At 60.4% G+C, this 18,806-nt stretch carries 21 protein-coding genes; 12 read left to right on the top strand and 9 right to left on the bottom strand.

What is annotated here, in order from left to right:
* Positions 1-48 precede the first annotated feature (48 nt).
* Positions 49-426, bottom strand: a complete 378-nt coding sequence (locus M2497_RS25005; RefSeq protein WP_248483941.1) for a hypothetical protein — start codon at positions 424-426, stop codon at positions 49-51.
* A 201-nt stretch (positions 427-627) separates the two neighbouring features.
* Between M2497_RS25005 and M2497_RS25000 the strand changes: the two genes are divergently transcribed.
* From M2497_RS25000 to def, 3 genes are all read left to right on the top strand, one after another.
* On the top strand, positions 628-813 hold the full coding sequence (locus M2497_RS25000; protein WP_248483939.1) for a CsbD family protein: 186 nt from the start codon (positions 628-630) through the stop codon (positions 811-813).
* A gap of 169 nt (positions 814-982) precedes the next feature.
* Positions 983-1,933: a YihY/virulence factor BrkB family protein gene (locus tag M2497_RS24995; RefSeq protein ID WP_071496589.1), complete on the top strand. Its 951-nt coding sequence runs from the start codon at positions 983-985 to the stop codon at positions 1,931-1,933.
* Between the two features lie 3 nt (positions 1,934-1,936).
* Entirely contained in the window at positions 1,937-2,476 is a 540-nt protein-coding gene (gene def / locus M2497_RS24990; protein WP_248483936.1) for a peptide deformylase, read from the top strand.
* A gap of 136 nt (positions 2,477-2,612) precedes the next feature.
* Here the strand turns inward: def and M2497_RS24985 are convergent, their stop codons facing one another.
* On the bottom strand, positions 2,613-3,431 hold the full coding sequence (locus M2497_RS24985; RefSeq protein WP_248483934.1) for a methyltransferase: 819 nt from the start codon (positions 3,429-3,431) through the stop codon (positions 2,613-2,615).
* A 59-nt stretch (positions 3,432-3,490) separates the two neighbouring features.
* Positions 3,491-3,928, bottom strand: coding sequence for a GNAT family N-acetyltransferase (locus M2497_RS24980; protein ID WP_248483932.1), 438 nt, complete (start codon positions 3,926-3,928; stop codon positions 3,491-3,493).
* A gap of 301 nt (positions 3,929-4,229) precedes the next feature.
* Between M2497_RS24980 and M2497_RS24975 the strand changes: the two genes are divergently transcribed.
* From M2497_RS24975 to M2497_RS24955, 5 genes are all read left to right on the top strand, one after another.
* A complete protein-coding gene (locus tag M2497_RS24975; RefSeq protein WP_248483930.1) occupies positions 4,230-5,159 on the top strand; it encodes a fatty acid desaturase in 930 nt (309 codons plus the stop codon).
* 9 nt (positions 5,160-5,168) lie between these two features.
* Entirely contained in the window at positions 5,169-5,960 is a 792-nt protein-coding gene (locus tag M2497_RS24970; protein ID WP_248483928.1) for a PhnD/SsuA/transferrin family substrate-binding protein, read from the top strand.
* A gap of 108 nt (positions 5,961-6,068) precedes the next feature.
* Positions 6,069-6,578, top strand: coding sequence for a sigma-70 family RNA polymerase sigma factor (locus tag M2497_RS24965; protein ID WP_248483926.1), 510 nt, complete (start codon positions 6,069-6,071; stop codon positions 6,576-6,578).
* A gap of 79 nt (positions 6,579-6,657) precedes the next feature.
* Positions 6,658-7,671 carry an ABC transporter substrate-binding protein gene (locus M2497_RS24960; RefSeq protein ID WP_248483924.1) on the top strand — a complete coding sequence of 338 codons (1,014 nt, stop codon included), beginning with the start codon at positions 6,658-6,660 and terminating at the stop codon, positions 7,669-7,671.
* The gene (locus M2497_RS24955; RefSeq protein WP_248483922.1) at positions 7,671-8,597 is read left to right on the top strand and encodes an aliphatic sulfonate ABC transporter substrate-binding protein; all 927 of its coding nucleotides are present in this window, start codon (positions 7,671-7,673) and stop codon (positions 8,595-8,597) included. The genes M2497_RS24960 and M2497_RS24955 overlap by 1 nt, the downstream gene beginning before the upstream one ends.
* A gap of 144 nt (positions 8,598-8,741) precedes the next feature.
* Here the strand turns inward: M2497_RS24955 and gstA are convergent, their stop codons facing one another.
* The gene (gene gstA / locus M2497_RS24950) at positions 8,742-9,344 is read right to left on the bottom strand and encodes a glutathione transferase GstA (protein WP_248483920.1); all 603 of its coding nucleotides are present in this window, start codon (positions 9,342-9,344) and stop codon (positions 8,742-8,744) included.
* Between the two features lie 96 nt (positions 9,345-9,440).
* On the opposite strand from gstA, the gene M2497_RS24945 reads away from it, so the two are divergent.
* A complete protein-coding gene (locus M2497_RS24945) occupies positions 9,441-10,310 on the top strand; it encodes a LysR family transcriptional regulator (protein WP_248483918.1) in 870 nt (289 codons plus the stop codon).
* A 168-nt stretch (positions 10,311-10,478) separates the two neighbouring features.
* Positions 10,479-11,798, top strand: coding sequence for a PAS domain-containing methyl-accepting chemotaxis protein (locus M2497_RS24940; RefSeq protein ID WP_248483916.1), 1,320 nt, complete (start codon positions 10,479-10,481; stop codon positions 11,796-11,798).
* A 37-nt stretch (positions 11,799-11,835) separates the two neighbouring features.
* Here M2497_RS24940 and M2497_RS24935 read toward each other — a convergent pair whose 3' ends face one another.
* From M2497_RS24935 to M2497_RS24915, 5 genes are all read right to left on the bottom strand, one after another.
* Complete coding sequence (locus M2497_RS24935; protein WP_071489477.1) at positions 11,836-12,333, bottom strand: hypothetical protein; 498 nt, start codon at positions 12,331-12,333, stop codon at positions 11,836-11,838.
* Positions 12,334-12,573: 240 nt separating this feature from the next.
* A complete protein-coding gene (locus tag M2497_RS24930) occupies positions 12,574-13,011 on the bottom strand; it encodes a hypothetical protein (RefSeq protein WP_248483914.1) in 438 nt (145 codons plus the stop codon).
* Between the two features lie 358 nt (positions 13,012-13,369).
* On the bottom strand, positions 13,370-14,779 hold the full coding sequence (locus tag M2497_RS24925; protein ID WP_248483912.1) for an MFS transporter: 1,410 nt from the start codon (positions 14,777-14,779) through the stop codon (positions 13,370-13,372).
* Between the two features lie 77 nt (positions 14,780-14,856).
* A complete protein-coding gene (locus tag M2497_RS24920; RefSeq protein ID WP_248483910.1) occupies positions 14,857-15,489 on the bottom strand; it encodes a glutathione S-transferase in 633 nt (210 codons plus the stop codon).
* Between the two features lie 82 nt (positions 15,490-15,571).
* Positions 15,572-16,603, bottom strand: coding sequence for a LacI family DNA-binding transcriptional regulator (locus M2497_RS24915; protein ID WP_248488253.1), 1,032 nt, complete (start codon positions 16,601-16,603; stop codon positions 15,572-15,574).
* 212 nt (positions 16,604-16,815) lie between these two features.
* On the opposite strand from M2497_RS24915, the gene M2497_RS24910 reads away from it, so the two are divergent.
* Positions 16,816-17,349, top strand: coding sequence for a gluconokinase (locus tag M2497_RS24910; RefSeq protein WP_248483909.1), 534 nt, complete (start codon positions 16,816-16,818; stop codon positions 17,347-17,349).
* An 84-nt stretch (positions 17,350-17,433) separates the two neighbouring features.
* Positions 17,434-18,786: a GntP family permease gene (locus M2497_RS24905; RefSeq protein WP_058423189.1), complete on the top strand. Its 1,353-nt coding sequence runs from the start codon at positions 17,434-17,436 to the stop codon at positions 18,784-18,786.
* Positions 18,787-18,806: the final 20 nt, after the last annotated feature.

The following is an 18,806-nucleotide window of genomic DNA, read 5'->3' as shown; positions in this document are numbered from 1 at the left end:
ACACCGCTATCGGGGGCAAGCCCCCTCCCACATTTTGAACAGCGTTTTTTACAGGGCGAACTGCGCGAAGCTCACGCCAGTCCCTGCCGGACGCACATCCTTCAAGAACGAATCCTTGTCCGCGCTCAGCTCCAGAGTGATCTCCGGTTTGCGCTTGCCCGCATTGCGTACCACCAGGCCTTCGAGCTTTTCACGCAAGAACAGCGTTGGCACCTTCAGGTGCAACAACTGGTCGGTCTCGGCGTTGTGCATCAACAGGTGGATCCACTCGTACTGGCCCACGGCAATCCGGCCCACCGGCAGGTCGAACCACCAGATGTTGCGCTTGCGGTCCAGGTCGGTGAAGTGGCAGTTGTTGACGCCGAGTACGGCTCCGCCCAGTTCGGTGTTTCTGCGGGCGATGGCCTGTGCTTTATTGAGTTTCATAACCTTCCTACGGGATCTGTTATTCAGCGTTATAGCCTGAATGTGCCGGGCATTCTCGTGGGTTGGCCGCAAAACATAAAGCCAAACCTGCGGTCGGCGATGAAATGCCTGGGTAAAAATATTTGAAACTCTGCGCAACGGCCTCGGGTCAATCTTTAGGTAATGACCCAAAAACCTTGATTGTTCTTTCGGAGAAATACCATGAGCAGCACATCTGACAAGATTAAAGGCGTGGCAAACGAGGCGGTCGGCAATATCAAGCAAGGTGTCGGTAAAGTCACCGGCAACGACAAACTGCGCGCTGAAGGCGTCATTCAGGAAAAGAAAGGCGAAGTGCAGAAAGCGGTAGGCGACACCAAGGACGCAGTGAAAAAAGCGACCAAGTAAACGCGCTTTCAAGCAGTCCAAACGGCCATCCACGGATGGCCGTTTTTATGTCACACGGCGTGATTAAAGTTTCGAAATTGTTTCAAGGTCGCCAAATAGGCTACCTTGATTTAGAAAACGGCCCCTGAGTCGCCCACAAACTCAACTTTTTGCGGCGAAAGGAGACGCTATGATTTTTCCGGTTCTCGATGGTCTCAAGCTGCACAAAGTGCTGTTGCGTACCGTCAAGGAATTCGTCGATGACGAAATGCCTACCTATGCTTCTGCACTGGCCTACCAGATGCTGTTCTCGCTGTTTCCCTTCCTGTTGTTCCTGATTGCCCTGATCGGTTTCCTGCACCTGCCGGACTTCTTCACCTGGCTGCGCCTGCAGTCGGAACTGGTGTTGCCGCCCCAGGCCCTGGAGCAGGTGAACCCGGTGATCGACCAGTTGCAGCAATCCAAGGGTGGCCTGCTGTCGGTGGGTATCGTGATTGCGCTGTGGACCGCCTCGGCCGGTGTGCGCCTGATGATGAGCGCGATGAACGCCGCCTACGACGTGGTGGAAGGCCGGCCGATCTGGAAGCGCTTCCCGCTGTCGATTTTCTACACCGTCGGCATCGCCGGCATGTTGCTGGCCGCTGCTGCGCTGATGGTGCTGGGCCCGCAAGTGATGGAATGGCTGGCCGGGCAGATCGGCATGCAGGAGTTCGTGGTCACCCTGTGGACCATCCTGCGCTGGCCGTTGATCGTGATTTTGCTGATGTTCGCCGTGGCACTCATGTACTACGTGATGCCGGACGTCGAGCAGAAATTCCGCTTCATCACCCCAGGCTCCGTGCTGGCGGTAGTGGTGTGGATCGTCGCGTCCCTGGGCTTTGGCTACTACGTCAAAACCTTTGCCGACTACAACGCCATGTATGGCAGTATCGGCGCGATCATCGTGTTGCTCCTGTACTTCTACATTTCCGCCGCCGTGCTGTTGCTAGGCGCGGAGATGAATGCAGTGATCGAGCACATGTCCGCCGAGGGCAAGGACCCCGGTGAAAAAGAGTTCGACGAACCCGGCCATACTGATGAAAAACAGCACGTCTCAGGCCTCGGCCGGGACCACTCCAAGCCCACCCCTGACGAAGTCTGATCGATGATCCGTGAAATCCTGAAAATGGGCGACGAGCGCTTGCTGCGTATCGCGCCTCCGGTTCCGCCGGAATTGTTCGACAGCCCCGAGTTGTGGCAATTGATCGATGACATGTTCCAGACCATGGAACATGTGGGCGGCGTCGGCCTGGCCGCACCGCAGATCGGCGTCGACCTGCAATTGGTGATCTTCGGTTTCGAGGCCAGCGAACGCTACCCGGACGCACCGCCGGTGCCGCAGACGATCCTGATCAACCCGCTGATCACCCCCCTCAGCCCGGTGCTGGAAGAGGGCTATGAAGGCTGCCTGTCCGTACCCGGCCTACGGGGCGCGGTAAACCGTTATCAACAGATTCGCTACGAAGGGTTTGATCCCAAGGGCGAGCCGATTGTACGGTTTGCCGACGGTTTTCATGCGCGGGTGGTGCAGCATGAGTGCGACCACCTGATTGGCCGGTTGTACCCGTCGCGGATCACCGACTTCAGCAAGTTCGGGTTTATCGAGGTGATGTTCCCGGACATGGACCCCACTGCCGACGACTGACTTTCAAACGCGCTGATTGTGGTGAGCAGGTTTGTTGTGGTGAGCAGGCTTGCCCTGCGCTGGGCTGCGAAGCAGCCCCTCGGGTTGGCGGACGAACCCCACTCACCACAGCAAGCCGGCCCCTACAGGTTGAGCATTATTTGGCCGGCTTTACGAACCGCAACGTCATCCGATCCGACTCACCAATCGCCACATACTTCGACTTATCCTGCTCCCCCAACTTCAACGTCGGCGGCAACGTCCACACCCCACCCGGGTAATCCTTGGTGTCCTTCGGGTTGGCATTCACCTCGCTCTGTCCCGCCAGCTTGAACCCGGCATCCGTTGCCAGCTTCACTACCTGGGCTGTGGTCAGGTAGCCGCTGTCCTTGATCGCCTGCAGATCCGCCCCGTCCTTGGCCCGGTGATCTTCCACACCCAGCACGCCGCCCGGTTTCAGTACCTGGTAGAACGCACTGAACGTGGCCGACGCGGTGCCTGCCGCTACCCAGTTATGCACATTGCGAAACGTCAGCACCGCATCCGCCGATGCAGGTTTGCCGAATACCGGCGCCGTGGGATCGAACTCCACCACCGAGGCGTTGCCGTAGCGCGCGGGGTCAGCCGCGAATTTCTTCTTCAGGTTCTCTTCCGACGTGCGCGCGTAAGCACTGCTGCTCGCGGCTTGCACGGCGGCGATGTACTGCCCGTGATCCTTGAGCAGCGGTGCCAGCACTTCGCTGTACCAGCCGCCGCCCGGGGTGATCTCGATCACGGTTTGCTTGGCGCCCAGGCCAAAAAACTCCAGGGTCTGTCGCGGGTGGCGATAGCCGTCACGGGCGCTGTTGGCCGGGTCGCGCCAACTGCCGGCCAGTACGCTTTGGTACTGCTGGGCGCTGATCGGTGCGTCGGCGGCCTGGCTCAAGGCCGGGGCGAGCAGGGCGATGAGGGAGAGAGCTGCGAGCGTCGTTTTCATGATCATCCTGTAAAGGGCCACTGTGCCGCCGAGGCTAGCATGGGCCCTGTACGTGCGGATCACACATTATCCGAGGTCGACCTCACCAAACGATCTAAGCCCATCGCGATCATCGGTTTGTTGCGCTTGTAGCGCACCAGCCGCTCGTTGAGCGACTGCGGCAACAGCGTGTCCTGGGTGAAGCCCATGCGCCGGTACATCTCTTCCAATTCCGGATGGCACAGCAACCACAGCGTACCGTCCACATCGGCCGCCGCCGCCGTGATCAGTCGCGCCGCCAGCCCTTGGCCGCGATAGGCCGGGTCAACGAACACCCCGGTCAGCCACTGCCCGCCGACCACGGGCGTGAGGCACAGGCCGGCAACAATCTCGCCCTCGCGCGCCACCCACAAACGCCCGCCCTTGAGTGCCTTCATCGACGAATTGTGGTTGCGGTAAAACTTGTTCAGCAGCGGCCACAGCGGCTCGGCCAGCGGTTCGATGTGCAATGGGGGCATGGTCTTCAGGCAGCGTTATCAAGGGCCGGGGATTATAAACGCCTTGTGCGCGGCAATAGGTGGTATACCCATCACTGCAACCCCTTAAAGTGGAGTACGCATCATGGCCAAAGGTATGGATTCAAAGAAAGCCGCGAAGAAAAAACCGGCAAAGACCGCGGATGAAAAACGCGCCGACAAGAAAGCCAAGAAAACCGAGACAGGCCTGTTCGGTCACTGAGTTACAAGCTTAGAACCAAACGATCTGCAAGATTTTCCCGCGCCATTGCACAGAGCAGGAAACACCTGCTCTGAGCTGCCGATGGCCCACTACCTTGATCCTGCCCAACGCCGGGAAATCGAAACCCTGGCCCAACGTTTTACCGCCAGAACCGAGTGGCCGACCTGGCTGCTGTTGATCGGCATCTACGCCGGTTGGTTCGCCGTGATCCTCGGCAGCCATTGGCTGGGCCTGTGGTTGAGCACACTGCTGTTGATCCCGATCGTGACGCTGTGGTTGTCGGTCCAACACGAACTGCTCCACGGCCATCCCACCCGTTCGCTGCTGCTCAATAAAATCCTCGGCTATGCACCCTTTGCCGTGTGGTACCCCTACACGCTGTACCGCGACAGCCACCTGCTACACCACAACGACGAAGACTTGACCCTGCCGGGCGTCGACCCGGAAAGCCGCTACCTCTCCCAGCAGCAATGGGACCACAGCTCGCTGTTCGAGCGCGGCGTGCATGGGGTGACCAAGACCGTGCTCGGCCGCTTCCTGCTTTCTGCCCCTTTGGCGATTGGCCGCCTGATCCGCCACGAATGCCAGCGCCTGCCCCAGGTGTGGCCGATGTGGCTGGCCCACGGTGCTATCACCGTGCTGATGCTGGGTTTCATCGCCCACTACAGCGCGCTGTCGATGGGGCATTACCTGCTGCTGGTCAGCGTGCCGGCCTTGTCCCTGGCCTCGATCCGTTCCTACTATGAACACCGCCCGCACCCCCGGCCCGAGCAACGCAGCGTGCTCAACGAAGCGTCCTTGCCGTGGAACTGGCTGTTCCTCAATAACAACCTGCACCTGGTGCACCACGATTTGCCGAAACTGCCTTGGTACTTGCTGCCCACGGTTTATCGCGCCCGGCGTGAACAATGGATCGCACGCAGTGGTGGCTTCCTGGTGCAAGGCTACGGCCAGTTGATCGGCCGCCACGGGCTCAAGGCCATCGACAGCCCCCGGCACCCCTTTGCGTGAGAGACGAGCATGAGTGAGCACTACGCCGAACTGCTGATGTATGTCGCGCCCGAGCCGATCCGGCAGGCCAACCAACAGTGGTTGTCGCGCATTCTGGAACGCCTGGGCCGGCGTCGTCTCGACGCCGATCATCTGGACTTGCCCGGACTGTGGCTGGCTCCCGAATTGCTGGTGACCCAAACCTGCGGTTATCCACTGATGACCCAGTTGCGCGGCAAGGTCCGGGTGATCGGCCGCCCGTGCTATGAGCTGCCCCACAGCCGCCAGGGCGAACATTGCAGCCTGCTGCTGACCCGCGACGACAACCCGCACCATCGCCTGGCGGACTTCTACAACAGCCGTGGCGTGATCAACGGCCACGACTCCAACAGCGGCATGAATCTGTTGCGCGAACGCCTTGCACCCCTGCAACGCGATGGGCGTTTCTTCGCCAGTGTCGGTATCAGCGGCGCCCACCGCGAGAGCCTGCGCTGGCTGCGCGAAGACCGTGCGGACCTCGCCGCCATCGACAGCGTGACCTACGACTACCTCGCCCGTTTCGCGCCACGGGAGGTGGCGGGGCTGCGCATCGTTACCCGCAGTGCGCCGAGCCCGACCTTGCCCTATATCGGCCCGTTGGGCTTGAGTGATGAACAGGTGGTCCAGATCCGCTGGGCGATGAACCAGGCGTTGCAGGACTTGCCCGAGGTGGCCGAGACACTGGGCTTGCACGAAGTGCTCCGCGCCAGCGAAGACGACTATGCGGTGCTCTTGAGCTATCAGGATCAGGCCGTCAACGCGGGTTATCCGATAATTCAATAAGGTTATATAAAAATACCTTTTAAATATTATTAAAGAATAAGCAGCCTTGTTAGGATCGCTCCACCGGAACACCGGACATAACGTGCAACCTTCTCAGATGGAGCCACTATGTCCGGCGCCGACACTTCTCACAGCGATTACGTGGGCGGATTGTTCCGCAGTCATTACGACTGGCTGTGCAGCCGTTTGCAGCGCCACCTCGATTCCCGCGCCCACGCCGAAGACATTGCCGCCGACACCTTCGTCCAGCTCCTGAGTGCGCCGGGCGTGGTGCCGATCCGCCAGCCCCGCGCCTTGCTCACCACCATCGCCCAGCGCCTGATGTACCAACTGTGGCGTCGCCGTGACCTGGAGCGCGCCTACCTCGACGCTCTCGATAACTATGAGACCTCCGTCGCGCCATCCCCGGAAGCGCTGGCGCAAATGCTCGAAGCCCTGCAAGCCATCGACCATCTGCTCGACGGCTTGCCCGCCAAGGTCAAGGCGACCTTTTTGCTGTCCCAGCTCAATGGCCTGACCTACCCGGAAATCGCCGCCGAGCTGGGGATTTCCCAGCGTTCGGTCAGCGACTACATGACCCGCGCCTTCAACCGTTGCCTGCGGCTGTGCCTGGAATGAACGACGACCTGATCGACGAATTACACGCGGCCCAGTTATGACTTTTAACGAACATCACCGCACAACTATGAGGTTGCCGATGAAGCATCTGAAGAAACTCCTGGGCGGCGGCCTGCTGGCCCTGAGCCTGCTGTCCCCAACCGTCCATGCCGCCGAAGCCGTCAAACCCATCCACTTCGGTGACATCACCTGGGAAAGCGGCAGCCTGATCACCGAGGTGCTGCGCCTGATCGTCGAGAAGGGCTACGGCCTGCCCACCGACACTTTGCCCGGTAGCACCGTGAGCCTGGAAGCCGCCCTGGCCAAGGACGATATCCAAGTGATCGGCGAAGAATGGGCCGGGCGCAGTCCGGCGTGGGTCAAGGCGGAAAACGAGGGCAAGGTGTTCGGCCTGGGCGACACGGTCAAGGGCGCCACCGAAGGCTGGTGGGTGCCGGAGTTCGTGATCAAGGGCGATGCCGCGCGCGGTATCAAACCCCTGGCGCCGGACCTGAAGTCGGTGGCCGACCTGCCACGCTACAAGGACGTGTTCCGCGACCCGGAAGACCCGAGCCGTGGGCGTTTCCTCAACAGCCCCACCGGCTGGACCTCGGAGATCGTCAACAGCCAGAAACTCAAGGCTTACAAGCTCACTGACAGCTTCGTCAACTTCCGCACCGGCTCCGGTGCGGCGCTGGATGCCGAAGTGGCGTCGTCGATCCGTCGCGGCAAGCCGGTGTTGTTCTACTACTGGTCGCCAACGCCGCTGCTGGGCCGCTTCAAGCTGGTCAAGCTGGAAGAGCCGCCGTTCAACGCCGACGCCTGGAAGACCCTGTCCGACGCGAAAAACCCCAACCCTATCGGCACCCGCTCGATGCCGGCGCGCCTGGCGATTGGTGTGTCAGCACCGTTCAAGGCGCAGTACCCGCAACTGGTGAGCGTGTTTGAAAAGGTCGACCTGCCGATTGATTTGCTCAACGGCATCCTCGGCGACATGAGCGAGAAACGCACGCCGCCCCGCCAGGTGGCTGAAGCCTTCCTCAAGGACCATCCGGATGTCTGGCAGCAATGGGTGCCGGCGGATGTCGCGGCCAAGGTCAAGGGGGCGCTCTGATGCTTAAAGTCTTCGCTGCGGCGGTACTGTCATTGATCGCCGGTCAGGTGCTGGCGACCGAGCCCTCCACCTTGCGTATCGGCTACCAGAAAAGCTCGGTGAGCATGGTGCTGGCCCGTGAGCACAAACTCTTCGAAGCGGCGCTGCCCGGCACGCAAGTGCAGTGGATCGAGTTCCTCGGCGGCCCGCCGCTGATCGAAGCGCTGAATGGCGGCAGCCTGGACATCGGCAATATCGGCGACATCCCGCCGATCTTTGCCCAGGCCGCCGGTATCGACCTGCAGTACTTCGCCGTCGAGCCCAACGAGGGCAAGACCGAAGCGGTGCTGGTGCCCAAGGCCAGCCCCGTGCAGAGCGTGGCTGAACTGAAGGGCAAGCGCGTGGCGCTGCTCAAGGGCTCCAGCGCACACAACCTGTTCCTCAAAAGCCTGCTGCGCGCCGGCCTGCAATGGAAGGACGTGAACGTGGTGTACCTGTCGCCGTCCGATGGCCGTGCTGCGTTCGAGCAAGGCAAAGTCGATGCCTGGGTGGTGTGGGACCCGTACTACTCCGCCGCCGTGGTCGACGGCTCCGCCCGTGTGCTGGGTGACGGCCAGGGCCTCAACCCGGCCGGCAGTTTTTTTGTGGTCAGCAGCCCGTTTGCCAAGCAGTACCCGCAGTCCATCGGCACGATCATCCAGACCCTGGGCAAGGCGCAGCGCCTGTCCCTCGACAAGCCCGAAGAAAGCATTGCACTGATGGCCAAGACCCTGGGCCTGCAACCGGCGGTGGTGAAAAGCTACTTCGAACACCGCTCGCCCGCGCCGATCCGGCCGCTGCAAGCCTCGGACGTCGCTACCCAGCAACGCACGGCGGACCTGTTCTTCGCCAACGGCCTGATCCCGAAAAAGGTCGACGTGCAGCAAGCCGTCTTCAAGGCGCCATGAATGTGTGGTGAGCGGGCTTGCCCCGGTACAAACCGGGGGCATCGTTTACATATCTAACCGGGGGCATGGTTTACAGGTGAATACGCATGATCAGGATCGCTCGGGCTCGCTGGATGTGCTGGCGCTGAGCAGCTTCGTCTCAACTCATGGGTTTTCAGCGGCCAGTGCGGCAACCACCGCAGGTCGCTCACCCACGCGTTGCTGAAACGCCGCCAGCGCCGGCCACTGGCCCAGGTCAATCGCGTGGAATGCTGCCCAGCGCAGCACCACGAACAGGTAGGCATCCGCCACCGAGTAGTGCGACCCCAACAGGTAATCCTGGCGCTCCAGCGTTTGCACCAGCACCGCGAAACGTTTGAACAGCGTGGCCTCGAACAGCGCGCGCACGTCGCCCTGGATCGCGTCGTTGAAGAACACCGCCAAGCCACCATGAATCTCGGTGGCGATAAAATTCAGCCATTCCTGCAAACGCACCCGCTCCCAGCTGCCATTGACCGGAGCCAGGCCGGCGGCGGGTTTCAGGTCGGCGAGGTATTGCAGGATCGCGCTGGCTTCGGTGAGTACCTGGCCGTTGTCCAGCTTCAGGGCGGCGACGTAACCCTTGGGGTTGATCTGCAGGAAGTCTTCGCCCTCGGCGGTGGTCTTGGCCTGGTTATCGACCCGCACCAGGTCGAACGGCAACGCCAATTCGCGCAACACGATATGCGGGGCGAGGGAACAGGCGTGGGGGAAGAAATACAGTTTCATCTGGGGCAGCTCCGTTGAATTTGCGCCAGTCTCGCGGGCGTGGCACCGTGCGTAAAATTAAACCTTCAGACCCCTGCCATAAGGACAGCTACTGCCATGATGAACCTGATGCACTGGCGCCTGCTGGTGGCCGTGGCCGATCACGGCAGCATCACTGCGGCCGCCGAGCGCGTGGGCATGACCCAGTCGGCTGCCAGCCAGGCCATGGCCGGCATGGAGGCGACGTTGGGCGCGCAACTGTTCACCCGTGAACCGCGCAAGACCTTGCCCACGGCCCTGGGCTTGAGTGTGATCGAACAGGCGCGGGTGATGCTCGGCGCCTTGCAGGCGATTCGCAGCACTGTGGACGACGCCAGGCCCATGTTGCATGGGACGATGCGCATCGCCAGTTTCCCGAGGGTGCTGGCGACGTTTCTGACCCCCGCCTTGCAGCGCTTTGCGCAGCTCTATCCCGGTATCGAGGTCACCACCCTGGATGTCACCGACAACGAAGTGCTCACCTTGCTCGATAGCGGCCTCGTCGACCTGGGCGTGGTGCTCAACCCCACGCCCGAGTGCAATGCGACTGTGTTGGGCCGTGACTTATGGATGGCCGTGTTGCCGGTGGACCATGCGCTGGCGCAACGCCCGGCTGAGGCGTGTGTGTCGCTTGAGGAGTTACTTGAGCAGCCTTTCGTACTGGCTACCGGTGGTTGCACCGCCAATGCGCGCAGCCTGGGGACTGCAGCGGGGCTGACCCTGCGGGATATTCGCGTGGAAGTGCGCGAATGGAGCAGTGCCTTCAGCCTGGTGCGCGAGGGGGTTGGCGTCACGCTGGTGCCGGAAATGGCCCTGCCTATCCAGCGCAAGGGCCTGCGGGTGATGGCGCTGAAGGTGCCGCTGCACCGTGAATTTGCGTTGGTCGGCACGCCGAGTCGTCCACCGTCAGCCGCCGTCAGCGCACTGTTGGAAATGCTGGTTGACTAGTGGCCTTGCATAGCGCCAAGCCCTGTCTATGCTCATCCAGAACCGTTGATGACGCTTGGCATATAAAGCGATTCGGATGGTTGTTCCCATAAAGATCTGCCAGCACTATTCAATCCGTGAATGGAATGCGCCTTGCCAGGCGCTGGTATTTGAAAGGGTGATCCGAATATGTTCAACCGCCATCACAAATCCGACCTGCAACAAATTGAACGTTTCTCCTGCGCCCTGACCGAATCCAATGCCAAACTCGCGGCCATCAGCCGTTCCATGGCGATGATCGAGTTCGACCCCTCCGGCGTGATCCTCGACGCCAACGACAACTTCTGCCAAACCATGGGCTACAGCGCCGAAGACATCCGTGGCAAACACCACCGCATCTTTTGCGACGAGGCTTATACCCACACCGACGCCTACGCCAAGCTATGGCGCGACCTGGCACGGGGCGAGGCGCTCAGCGGCACCTTCATGCGCTTGAACAAGCACGGCCAGGAAGTGTGGCTCGAAGCCAGCTATATGCCGGTGCTGGACAAGGACAATCACGTGCAGAGCGTGATCAAGGTCGCGTCGGATATTTCCGCGCGGGTTCACCATGAACATGAAAACCAGAGCCTGATCGATGCCATTAGCCGTTCCATGGCGGTGATCGAGTTCACTCCCCAGGGCCAGATCCTCAACGCCAACGAAAACTTCCTGAAAACCGTGCAGTATTCCCTGGATGAAATCGTCGGTCAGCACCACAGCATGTTCTGCCATCGCAGCGAAGTGGAGTCGCCGGCCTACAAGGCGTTCTGGGCATCGCTCAATCGCGGCGAATACCACTCGCACCGCTTTGAACGCAAAAACAAATACGGCAAGACATTGTTCCTGGAGGCGTCCTACAACCCGATCTTCGACACCAGTGGGCGCCTGTACAAAGTAGTCAAGTTCGCCAGCGACATCACCGACCAGGTCGCGACCCTGAGAACCGCAGCCGATTCGGCCCACGCCACCTCGGTGCAAAACGACGCCTGTGCGCGCAAGGGCTCGGAGGTGGTGCAGCAGACGGTGCAGATCATTGAAGAAATTTCCCACGATCTGAACCAGGCGGCGCAAAGCATTGATGCGGTGAGCAAGCAATCGGACATCATCGGCAGCATCGTGCAAACCATCCGCAGCATTGCCGAGCAAACCAATATGTTGGCGCTCAACGCCGCGATTGAAGCGGCACGGGCGGGCGAGCATGGGCGTGGCTTTGCGGTGGTGGCCGATGAAGTGCGCAGCCTCGCGGCACGTACCAGCCAGGCGACGGTGGAGATTGTCGATGTGGTGCGCAAGAACCACGACCTGTCGCTGAGTGCGGTGTCGAGCATGCAGTCGAGCTTGAGCCGCACGGGGCTGGGGGTGGAACTGGCGAATGAAGCGGGGCAGGTGATCCTGGAAATCCAGGAAGGGTCACGGCATGTGGTGGATGCGATCGGGCAGTTCAACTCGACGTTGCAACTGCAATAACCTGTAGGAGTGGGGGCTCCTACAGGGTTGTGCGGCGTCAGATCGCGGCCAGGGTTTCTTTGACTGTCTGCGCCTGCGGCTCAGCGGTTTTCGCGGCTACTTGCTGTTCTTGCTGCTGCTTCAGGCGTTCAGCCACCTGCTTGGAAATAGCGTCCTGCTTTTCCTGGGACATGTTCTGCACATCCGCCTCGGTCAAACCCTGCTCCTTGAGCAATTGCTCGCGGATACGCTCGGCCGGAGATTTGCTCATGTAGTCTGTGAACTCGGCACGTGCGCCGGAGGTGGCGCTGGTAGCCGGCACATCCGAGGTCGCCGCGCTGGTCTGCAACTGCACACGGGTCTTGGCGAAGGCTTCGTCGATGCGGTCGGCGGCCTTGTCCAGTTCCTTCTGCGCGGCCGGCACGGTCACGCTTTGCTGCGCGGCCTGCAGGGCACCGCTGTACAGCGCGCTGGCGGCGGCGTTGGCGGGATCCATGTCGGGCCGTTTGATCTGTTGAACGGTCGACACGGCTTGGGTGTTGTTGTTAACCAGCATGATCGGTCACCTGTGGAAATGTGCGGTGCCACAGGTGGAGCAAATAGCGTGCCGGGTGTGAAGTGCCCGGTTTTATTGGGGATGGCGTGGCCGACGCGGCAAGGGTTGTCCTGCCGGCGGCCAGCCATTGCCGTCAATGGGCGATGTTTTCCAAAGCCGGTTCGGCATACTGGCAGCTTCGGGCTGCGTTTGATCCCTATTCAAATGGATATCGAAGGCAAAACGTTTTAAGGTCTAACTTTAGACAGAAACATTAAAAACATATTTAACTTCGACTTCTTCTCCGTCACGTATTGAGATGGATGTTACGGATCCAGTGACATGTTTGGTGTTCGGGATATAAACGATGCTGTAGGAGCCTTGATCGGACCAGTAGAAAGTACCATTTCCGTTGGCGTCCTTAGCGTTATAAGTGGACCAAGGGCGTATGCCAGCCCCGAGGAATGTTCCGTTCGACTCTCCTGGAATTTTTTCGACAATCAAACTAATAATGACTTCTTCTCCATTGGGCCATTTAATAAAGCATTCCACGATATTGTATTGTTCTGTCTGTGACAGAAAGACCGTGTCTGTTGTGAAACTGCCTTGAGGCGACTTGGAGACCTGGAAGTGCCCAGTGGCCTTTGGCGTTTTATTGGTTATGAAACTTGCGGAGATTGGCTTCGTATTTGCGGTCATGGCGAGTTCCTTTCTGTTTGAGTTTGAGCGGGGCTCTCTTTTTAGAGATGGAGTGAGTGTAAATGGGCGCGTTATTTTGTCTACTGTAAAGGTTGACAGTAGATTCGTTGCGGTAAGCGATGCATAGTTCGGTGTTTGACTTTTTACTGGAGAGGTGTGGCAATTTTTGAATTAGGTTTATATGGATTTCATATAAGAGCTCTAATAGCTACTCGTGTTCCAAGGTTGGGTGAGGCATGGCAGTTGTTTCGATAGTGTCGGGGTTTGCTACAGTCAGGCGGGATCAATATAAAACTGCCCTACGAACGAAGGGGGGGACGTGCCATCGACATTGACCCCCCGCCGAATGCTACCTTGCTCAGTGGGCGATGTTTTCCAGCGCCAGGTTCCGCGTACGCGGTCCGAACCAACTGATGGTGATCATCACGATCAGCATGCTGCTGGCAATGAACGCCAACACTCCAGGCGTGCCCAGATGCTCGAGGATAAAACCGATCAACAAGCTGCTGAACACCGTGGACAAGCGGCTGAACGAATAGCAGAAGCCCACCGCCCGTGCGCGGATGTTGGTCGCGAACAACTCGCTCTGATAGGAGTGGTAGCTGAAGCTCAGCCAGGCGTTGCAGAAGGTGATCATCACCCCGCAGACCACCAGACCCACCGCCGTGGTTTGCAGGGCAAACAGGCTGCCGAAGATCATCGCGCCCATCGCCGAGCCGACGATCTGCCATTTGTTTTCAAAACGGTTCGCCACCTTCACGAACAGCAACGGCCCCAGCGGGTAGGCGAGGGTGATGATGAAGGCGTAGAGCAAACTGTGGGTCACGCTGACGCCCTGGCCCGACAGCAACGCCGGCAACCAATTGCCGAAGCCAAAGAAGCCGATGGCCTGGAACACATGGAACACGATCAGCATCAGCGCGCGACGGCGGTACGGCGGTTGCCAGATATCGGCAAAGCGGCCACTGCCTTGCACGCTGACGGCTTCCGGTTCCGGCTCATCCAGCTGCTTGCCATGGTCTTTCTGGCAGCGTGCTTCCAGGATGTCGATGATTGCCCCGGCCTCTTCAAAACGGCCCTTTTGCGCGAGCCAGCGCGGTGATTCCGGCAGGCGCTTGCGCAGTTGCCAGATAAACAGCGCAAACACCGCACTGCTCAGCACTACCCAGCGCCAGCCCGACACGCCGAATGGCGCCTGGGGCACCAGCCACCATGACATCAATGCCACCGCCGGCACCGACAGGAACTGGATGAAAAACGCAAAGGCAAACGCCGAACTGCGCATGCGCTTGGGCACCAGTTCCGAGAGGTAGGCGTCGATGGTCACCAGTTCGATGCCCAGGCCGATACCCACCAGGAAACGCATGCCGATGACGCCCAGCGCTGACGTTTGAATCCCCATCAACACGGTAGCGACGGTGTACCAGATCAACGCAAAAGTGAAGATCGCCCGGCGCCCGAAACGGTCGGCGATGGGGCTGAGCAGGCTGGCACCGAGGAATAGGCCGAGGAAGGTCGCCGAAGCAAAGGCAGCCTGGTCCGAGAAGCCGAATACGCCCTCGCTGCCGGTGTGGAAAATCCCGTCGCTGATCAGGCCGGGGCTGATGTAGGCGGTCTGGAACAGGTCATACAGCTCGAAAAAACCGCCTATCGACAGCAGCGCGACAAGGCGCCAGACGGTCGCAACGGCGGGCAAGCGATCGATGCGTGCGCTGATGTGGGCGGCACGGATCGGGTCGATGCCGTCGGTACTGGAGAGTGCGGGCATGGGGAAACTCAATAAGTGATTGGAATCTCGACTGTTTGAAACGCGTCATCCTGGGGATGCTTTCTCTCGCAGCGTGCTCAGTTATGGCCGTCGAGGGCAAAGGTTTTGAAACCGGGGCGCTGGCTGAGGCGCTGGTAATACGCCTGCACCGCAGGGTAGGGCGGATGCGCCAGAGGGGCGTTGCGCCAGCGATGCACCGAGAGGCCGATGAGGATGTCGGCCAGGGTGAACTCATCACCCGCCACGTAGGCGCCGGTCTTGATCAACTGCTGTTCGAGCAGGCCCATCTTGTCATTCCAGGCTTGCACGCCGGCCTGGATGCGCAGTGGGTCCTGGTAGTCGGGGTTCTGGCGTACCAGCGCATGGAACGCATAACCCCACGACGGGTTGAGTTCGGTAGCTTGCCAGTCCATCCATTGCTCCACGCGGGCCCGTGGTGCGGGTTCGGCGGGGAGCAGGTCGTGGCGTTGGTAAAGGCCGACGAGGTAGCGGCAGATGGTGTTGGATTCCCACAGCACGCCGTGGTCGTCGATCAGCACCGGCACCTGGGCGTTGGGGTTCAGGGCGAGGAATTCGGCGGATTGGGTAGGGGAGTAGCCGATGCCCCAGTCTTCACGCTGGTAGTCGATGCCCAGTTCCTGGCAGGTCCAGAGTACTTTGCGCACGTTGATGGAGGACGTGCGGCCCAAGATTTTCAGTGAGTGTCCCATGGTGCTTCCCTGGCATTTAGAGAAGGACCAATCTAGCAGGGGTGATAGCAATGTGGGAGGGGGCTTGCCTCTCCCACATTGATCAAGTGCTTTCTCGCACCTGTAACTCAAACCCCATATCCACCACCGGCTTGGCCACTTTGTTACCCGCCATGATCGTCAGCAAATGCTCCGCCGCTCGCCGGCCAATCGCCTCACGCGGGGTGCTGATGCTGCTCAGGCGCGGCACCATGAACGACGACGCTGGTAAGTCGTTGAAGCCCAGCACAGCCACGCGCTCCGGCACCTTGATGCCATGGCGCATGGCCTCCAGCAGTGCGCCCTGGGCCAGGTCGTCGTTGCCGAAGAAGATCGCATCCACGTCCGGATGGGCCGCCAGCAACTGCAGGAACAATTCGCCACCCAGGCCTACGGAAGACGGGCGCGGTGTCAGCAATTCCAGCGCCGGGTCGTACAGGCCGGCCTGTTGCAGCGCCCGGCGGAAACCTTCACCACGCAGCAACGTGCGTTGGTCCAGTTGCGCGCCGATGTACGCCAGGCGCTTGCGCCCACGGGACAGCAGGTGCGCGGCCGCGGTCTCACCTGCCGCCAATTGCGAGAAACCCACGCAGTTCACCCCGGCGTTGGGGTCCAGGTCCATCATGTACACGCAGGGCACATTGCTGGCCTCGACCATTCGTCGGGCGCTTTCGGTGCGATCAAAGCCGGTCAGCAACAAACCCCGTGGCTGGTAGGCCATGTAGTTGCGCAGCAGGTTTTCTTCTTCATCGCGGGAATAGTGGGAGTTGCCGATCAGCACTTCAAAGCCCTTGGGCCGCAGCACCTGGTGGATGGCTTCGAGGGTTTCGATAAACAGCAGGTTGGACAGCGACGGCACCAACACCACCACCGAATGGCTCTGCGCCGAGGCCAGGGCGCGGGCGGCGGGGTTGACCACGTAGTTCAGTTCGGCGGCGGCCTGCTGCACTTTTTCCACCAGTTCGGTGGCGACGGTGCTGATGCCGCGCAGGGCACGGGAGGCGGTAATCGGGCTGACGCCGGCCAGGCGGGCGACTTCATTAAGGGTCGGGCGACCCGTGGTGCGCATTTTTTTATCGTTCTTGGAGGTCATCAGGCGGCTTGCCAAACAAAAATCGAGGCACTAAGGTAGCGCTGTCTCCAAGTAGCTGCAAATGCTTGAACGCAGGGTTGCCTGATCCGGTTCAAATGATTGGAGAGGATGCACGCGTCACTCCATAAAAATGACAAGACGGCGCGGGAAAAGCCTGTTTTTGCACTAGCCTTACAGCGTGCAAAGGTAGCGCTATCTGCGTCCTGAGGTGTTTCATGAGTCAACCTGTTACCGCCCTGGTCATCATGGGTGTCGCCGGCTGTGGCAAGACCAGTGTCAGCGAGGCCCTGTGCCGCCTTAACGGCGCCACCGCGATTGAAGGCGACAGCTTTCACCCCGCCGCCAACATCGAAAAGATGAGCGCCGGCCACCCCCTCAACGACGACGACCGCGCCGGCTGGCTCGACATCCTGTGCGATGAACTGCGCCGTTCGCTCAAGGCGGGCGAGCATCCCGTGCTCACCTGTTCCGCCCTTAAAAAGAAATACCGTGACCACCTGCGCGAAGCCGCGCCGGGCCTGGGTTTCGTGTTCCTGGAGCTGACCCGTGAAGTTGCCGCCGACCGCGTGTCCCATCGCCCCGGGCATTTCATGCCGGCCAGCCTCATAGACAGCCAGTTCGCCACCCTTGAATCGCCCAAGGGCGAGCCGCTGACCCTGGCCCTCAACGCCAGCGCAGACAGCGTCGAGGCACTGGCGGAGCAGACCAATACCTGGTGGCTGCAACACGGTTTTGAACCATCCAACTGATTTTTTGCCGGAAAAGATAGCGCTGTCCCCGGCAGGAAATTCAACACCCGCTTTAATAACAACAACAAACAGGAGAGACCCCCCATGTTTGGCATGTCCCACGAGTCCTACCTGCTGCTCGACGCAGTGGTTACCATCATCGGGTTGATCGTTCTGATCACCAAGTTCAAGGTGCACCCGTTCATTGCCCTGATCATCGCGGCCGGCTTCCTCGGCCTGACCTCGGGCATGCCCGTGGACAAGATCATCAAGGCGTTCCAGGACGGCTTCGGCGGGGTGCTCGGCTTTGTCGGCATCATCCTCGCGCTGGGTACGATGCTCGGCAAGATGATGGCCGAATCCGGCGGTGCCGATCAGATCGCCCAGACCCTGATCCGCGCCTTCGGCAAAGAGAAGGTCCAGTGGGCCATGATGTTCGCCGCATTCCTGGTGGGCATCCCGCTGTTCTTCGAGATCGGCTTTGTGCTGCTGATCCCGCTGGTGTTCATCGTCGCGCGCCGTACCGGCGTGTCGCTGATCAAGATCGGCATCCCGCTGCTCGCCGGCCTGTCGGCGGTGCACGGCCTGGTGCCACCGCACCCTGGCCCGCTGCTGGCCATCGGCGTGTTTGGCGCGGATATCGGCAAGACCATCCTCTACGGCCTGATCGTCGCACTGCCGACGGCCATCATCGCCGGCCCGATCTTTGGCACGTTCATCGCCAAGTACATCCCGGGCAACCCGTCCCAGGAACTGGTCGATCAACTGGCCCGCGAGCCTGAGAACAAAGACCTGCCGAGCTTCGGCATCACCCTGGTCACCGTGCTGTTGCCGGTGTTCCTGATGCTGCTCAAAACCTTTGCCGACATCGCGTTTGCCGAAGGTAACGTGGTACGCAACTGGATGGACATGATCGGCCACCCGATCACCGCCTTGCTGCTGGCGTTGTTGCTGTCGCTGTACACCTTTGGCCATCGCCAGGGCATCCACTCCAAGCAGATCCTCAAGCTGCTCGACGCCAGCCTCGCGCCGACCGCTGCGATCATCCTGATCATCGGCGCCGGTGGTGGCTTCAAGCAGATGCTGGTGACCAGCGGCGTGGGTGATGTGATCGGCCACATGGCGGTGAACGCGCAGATCAACCCGATTCTGCTGGCGTGGCTGGTGGCGGCGGTGATTCGCGTGGCGACCGGTTCTGCCACGGTGGCGACCATTACCGGCGCGGGCATTGTGGTGCCGGTGGTGGGGATGATTCCAGGGGTTAACCGTGAGCTGTTGGTGCTGGCGACGGGGGCGGGTTCGTTGATCCTGTCTCACGTCAACGATGCGGGGTTCTGGCTGGTGAAGCAGTACTTCAACATGACCGTGGCCGAGACGTTCAAGACCTGGACGGCGATGGAGACCATTCTGTCAGTGGTGGCGTTGATTTTCATCATGCTGCTGTCGTTGGTGGTCTAAGCCACACCGCGGAACAAATG

It is taken from the genome of Pseudomonas sp. CYM-20-01 (assembly GCF_023169845.1).
Taxonomy (GTDB): domain Bacteria; phylum Pseudomonadota; class Gammaproteobacteria; order Pseudomonadales; family Pseudomonadaceae; genus Aquipseudomonas; species Aquipseudomonas azotoformans.
The sequence above is the reverse complement of the archived record's forward strand: the minus strand, read 5'-3'. Positions and strand labels throughout refer to the sequence as shown.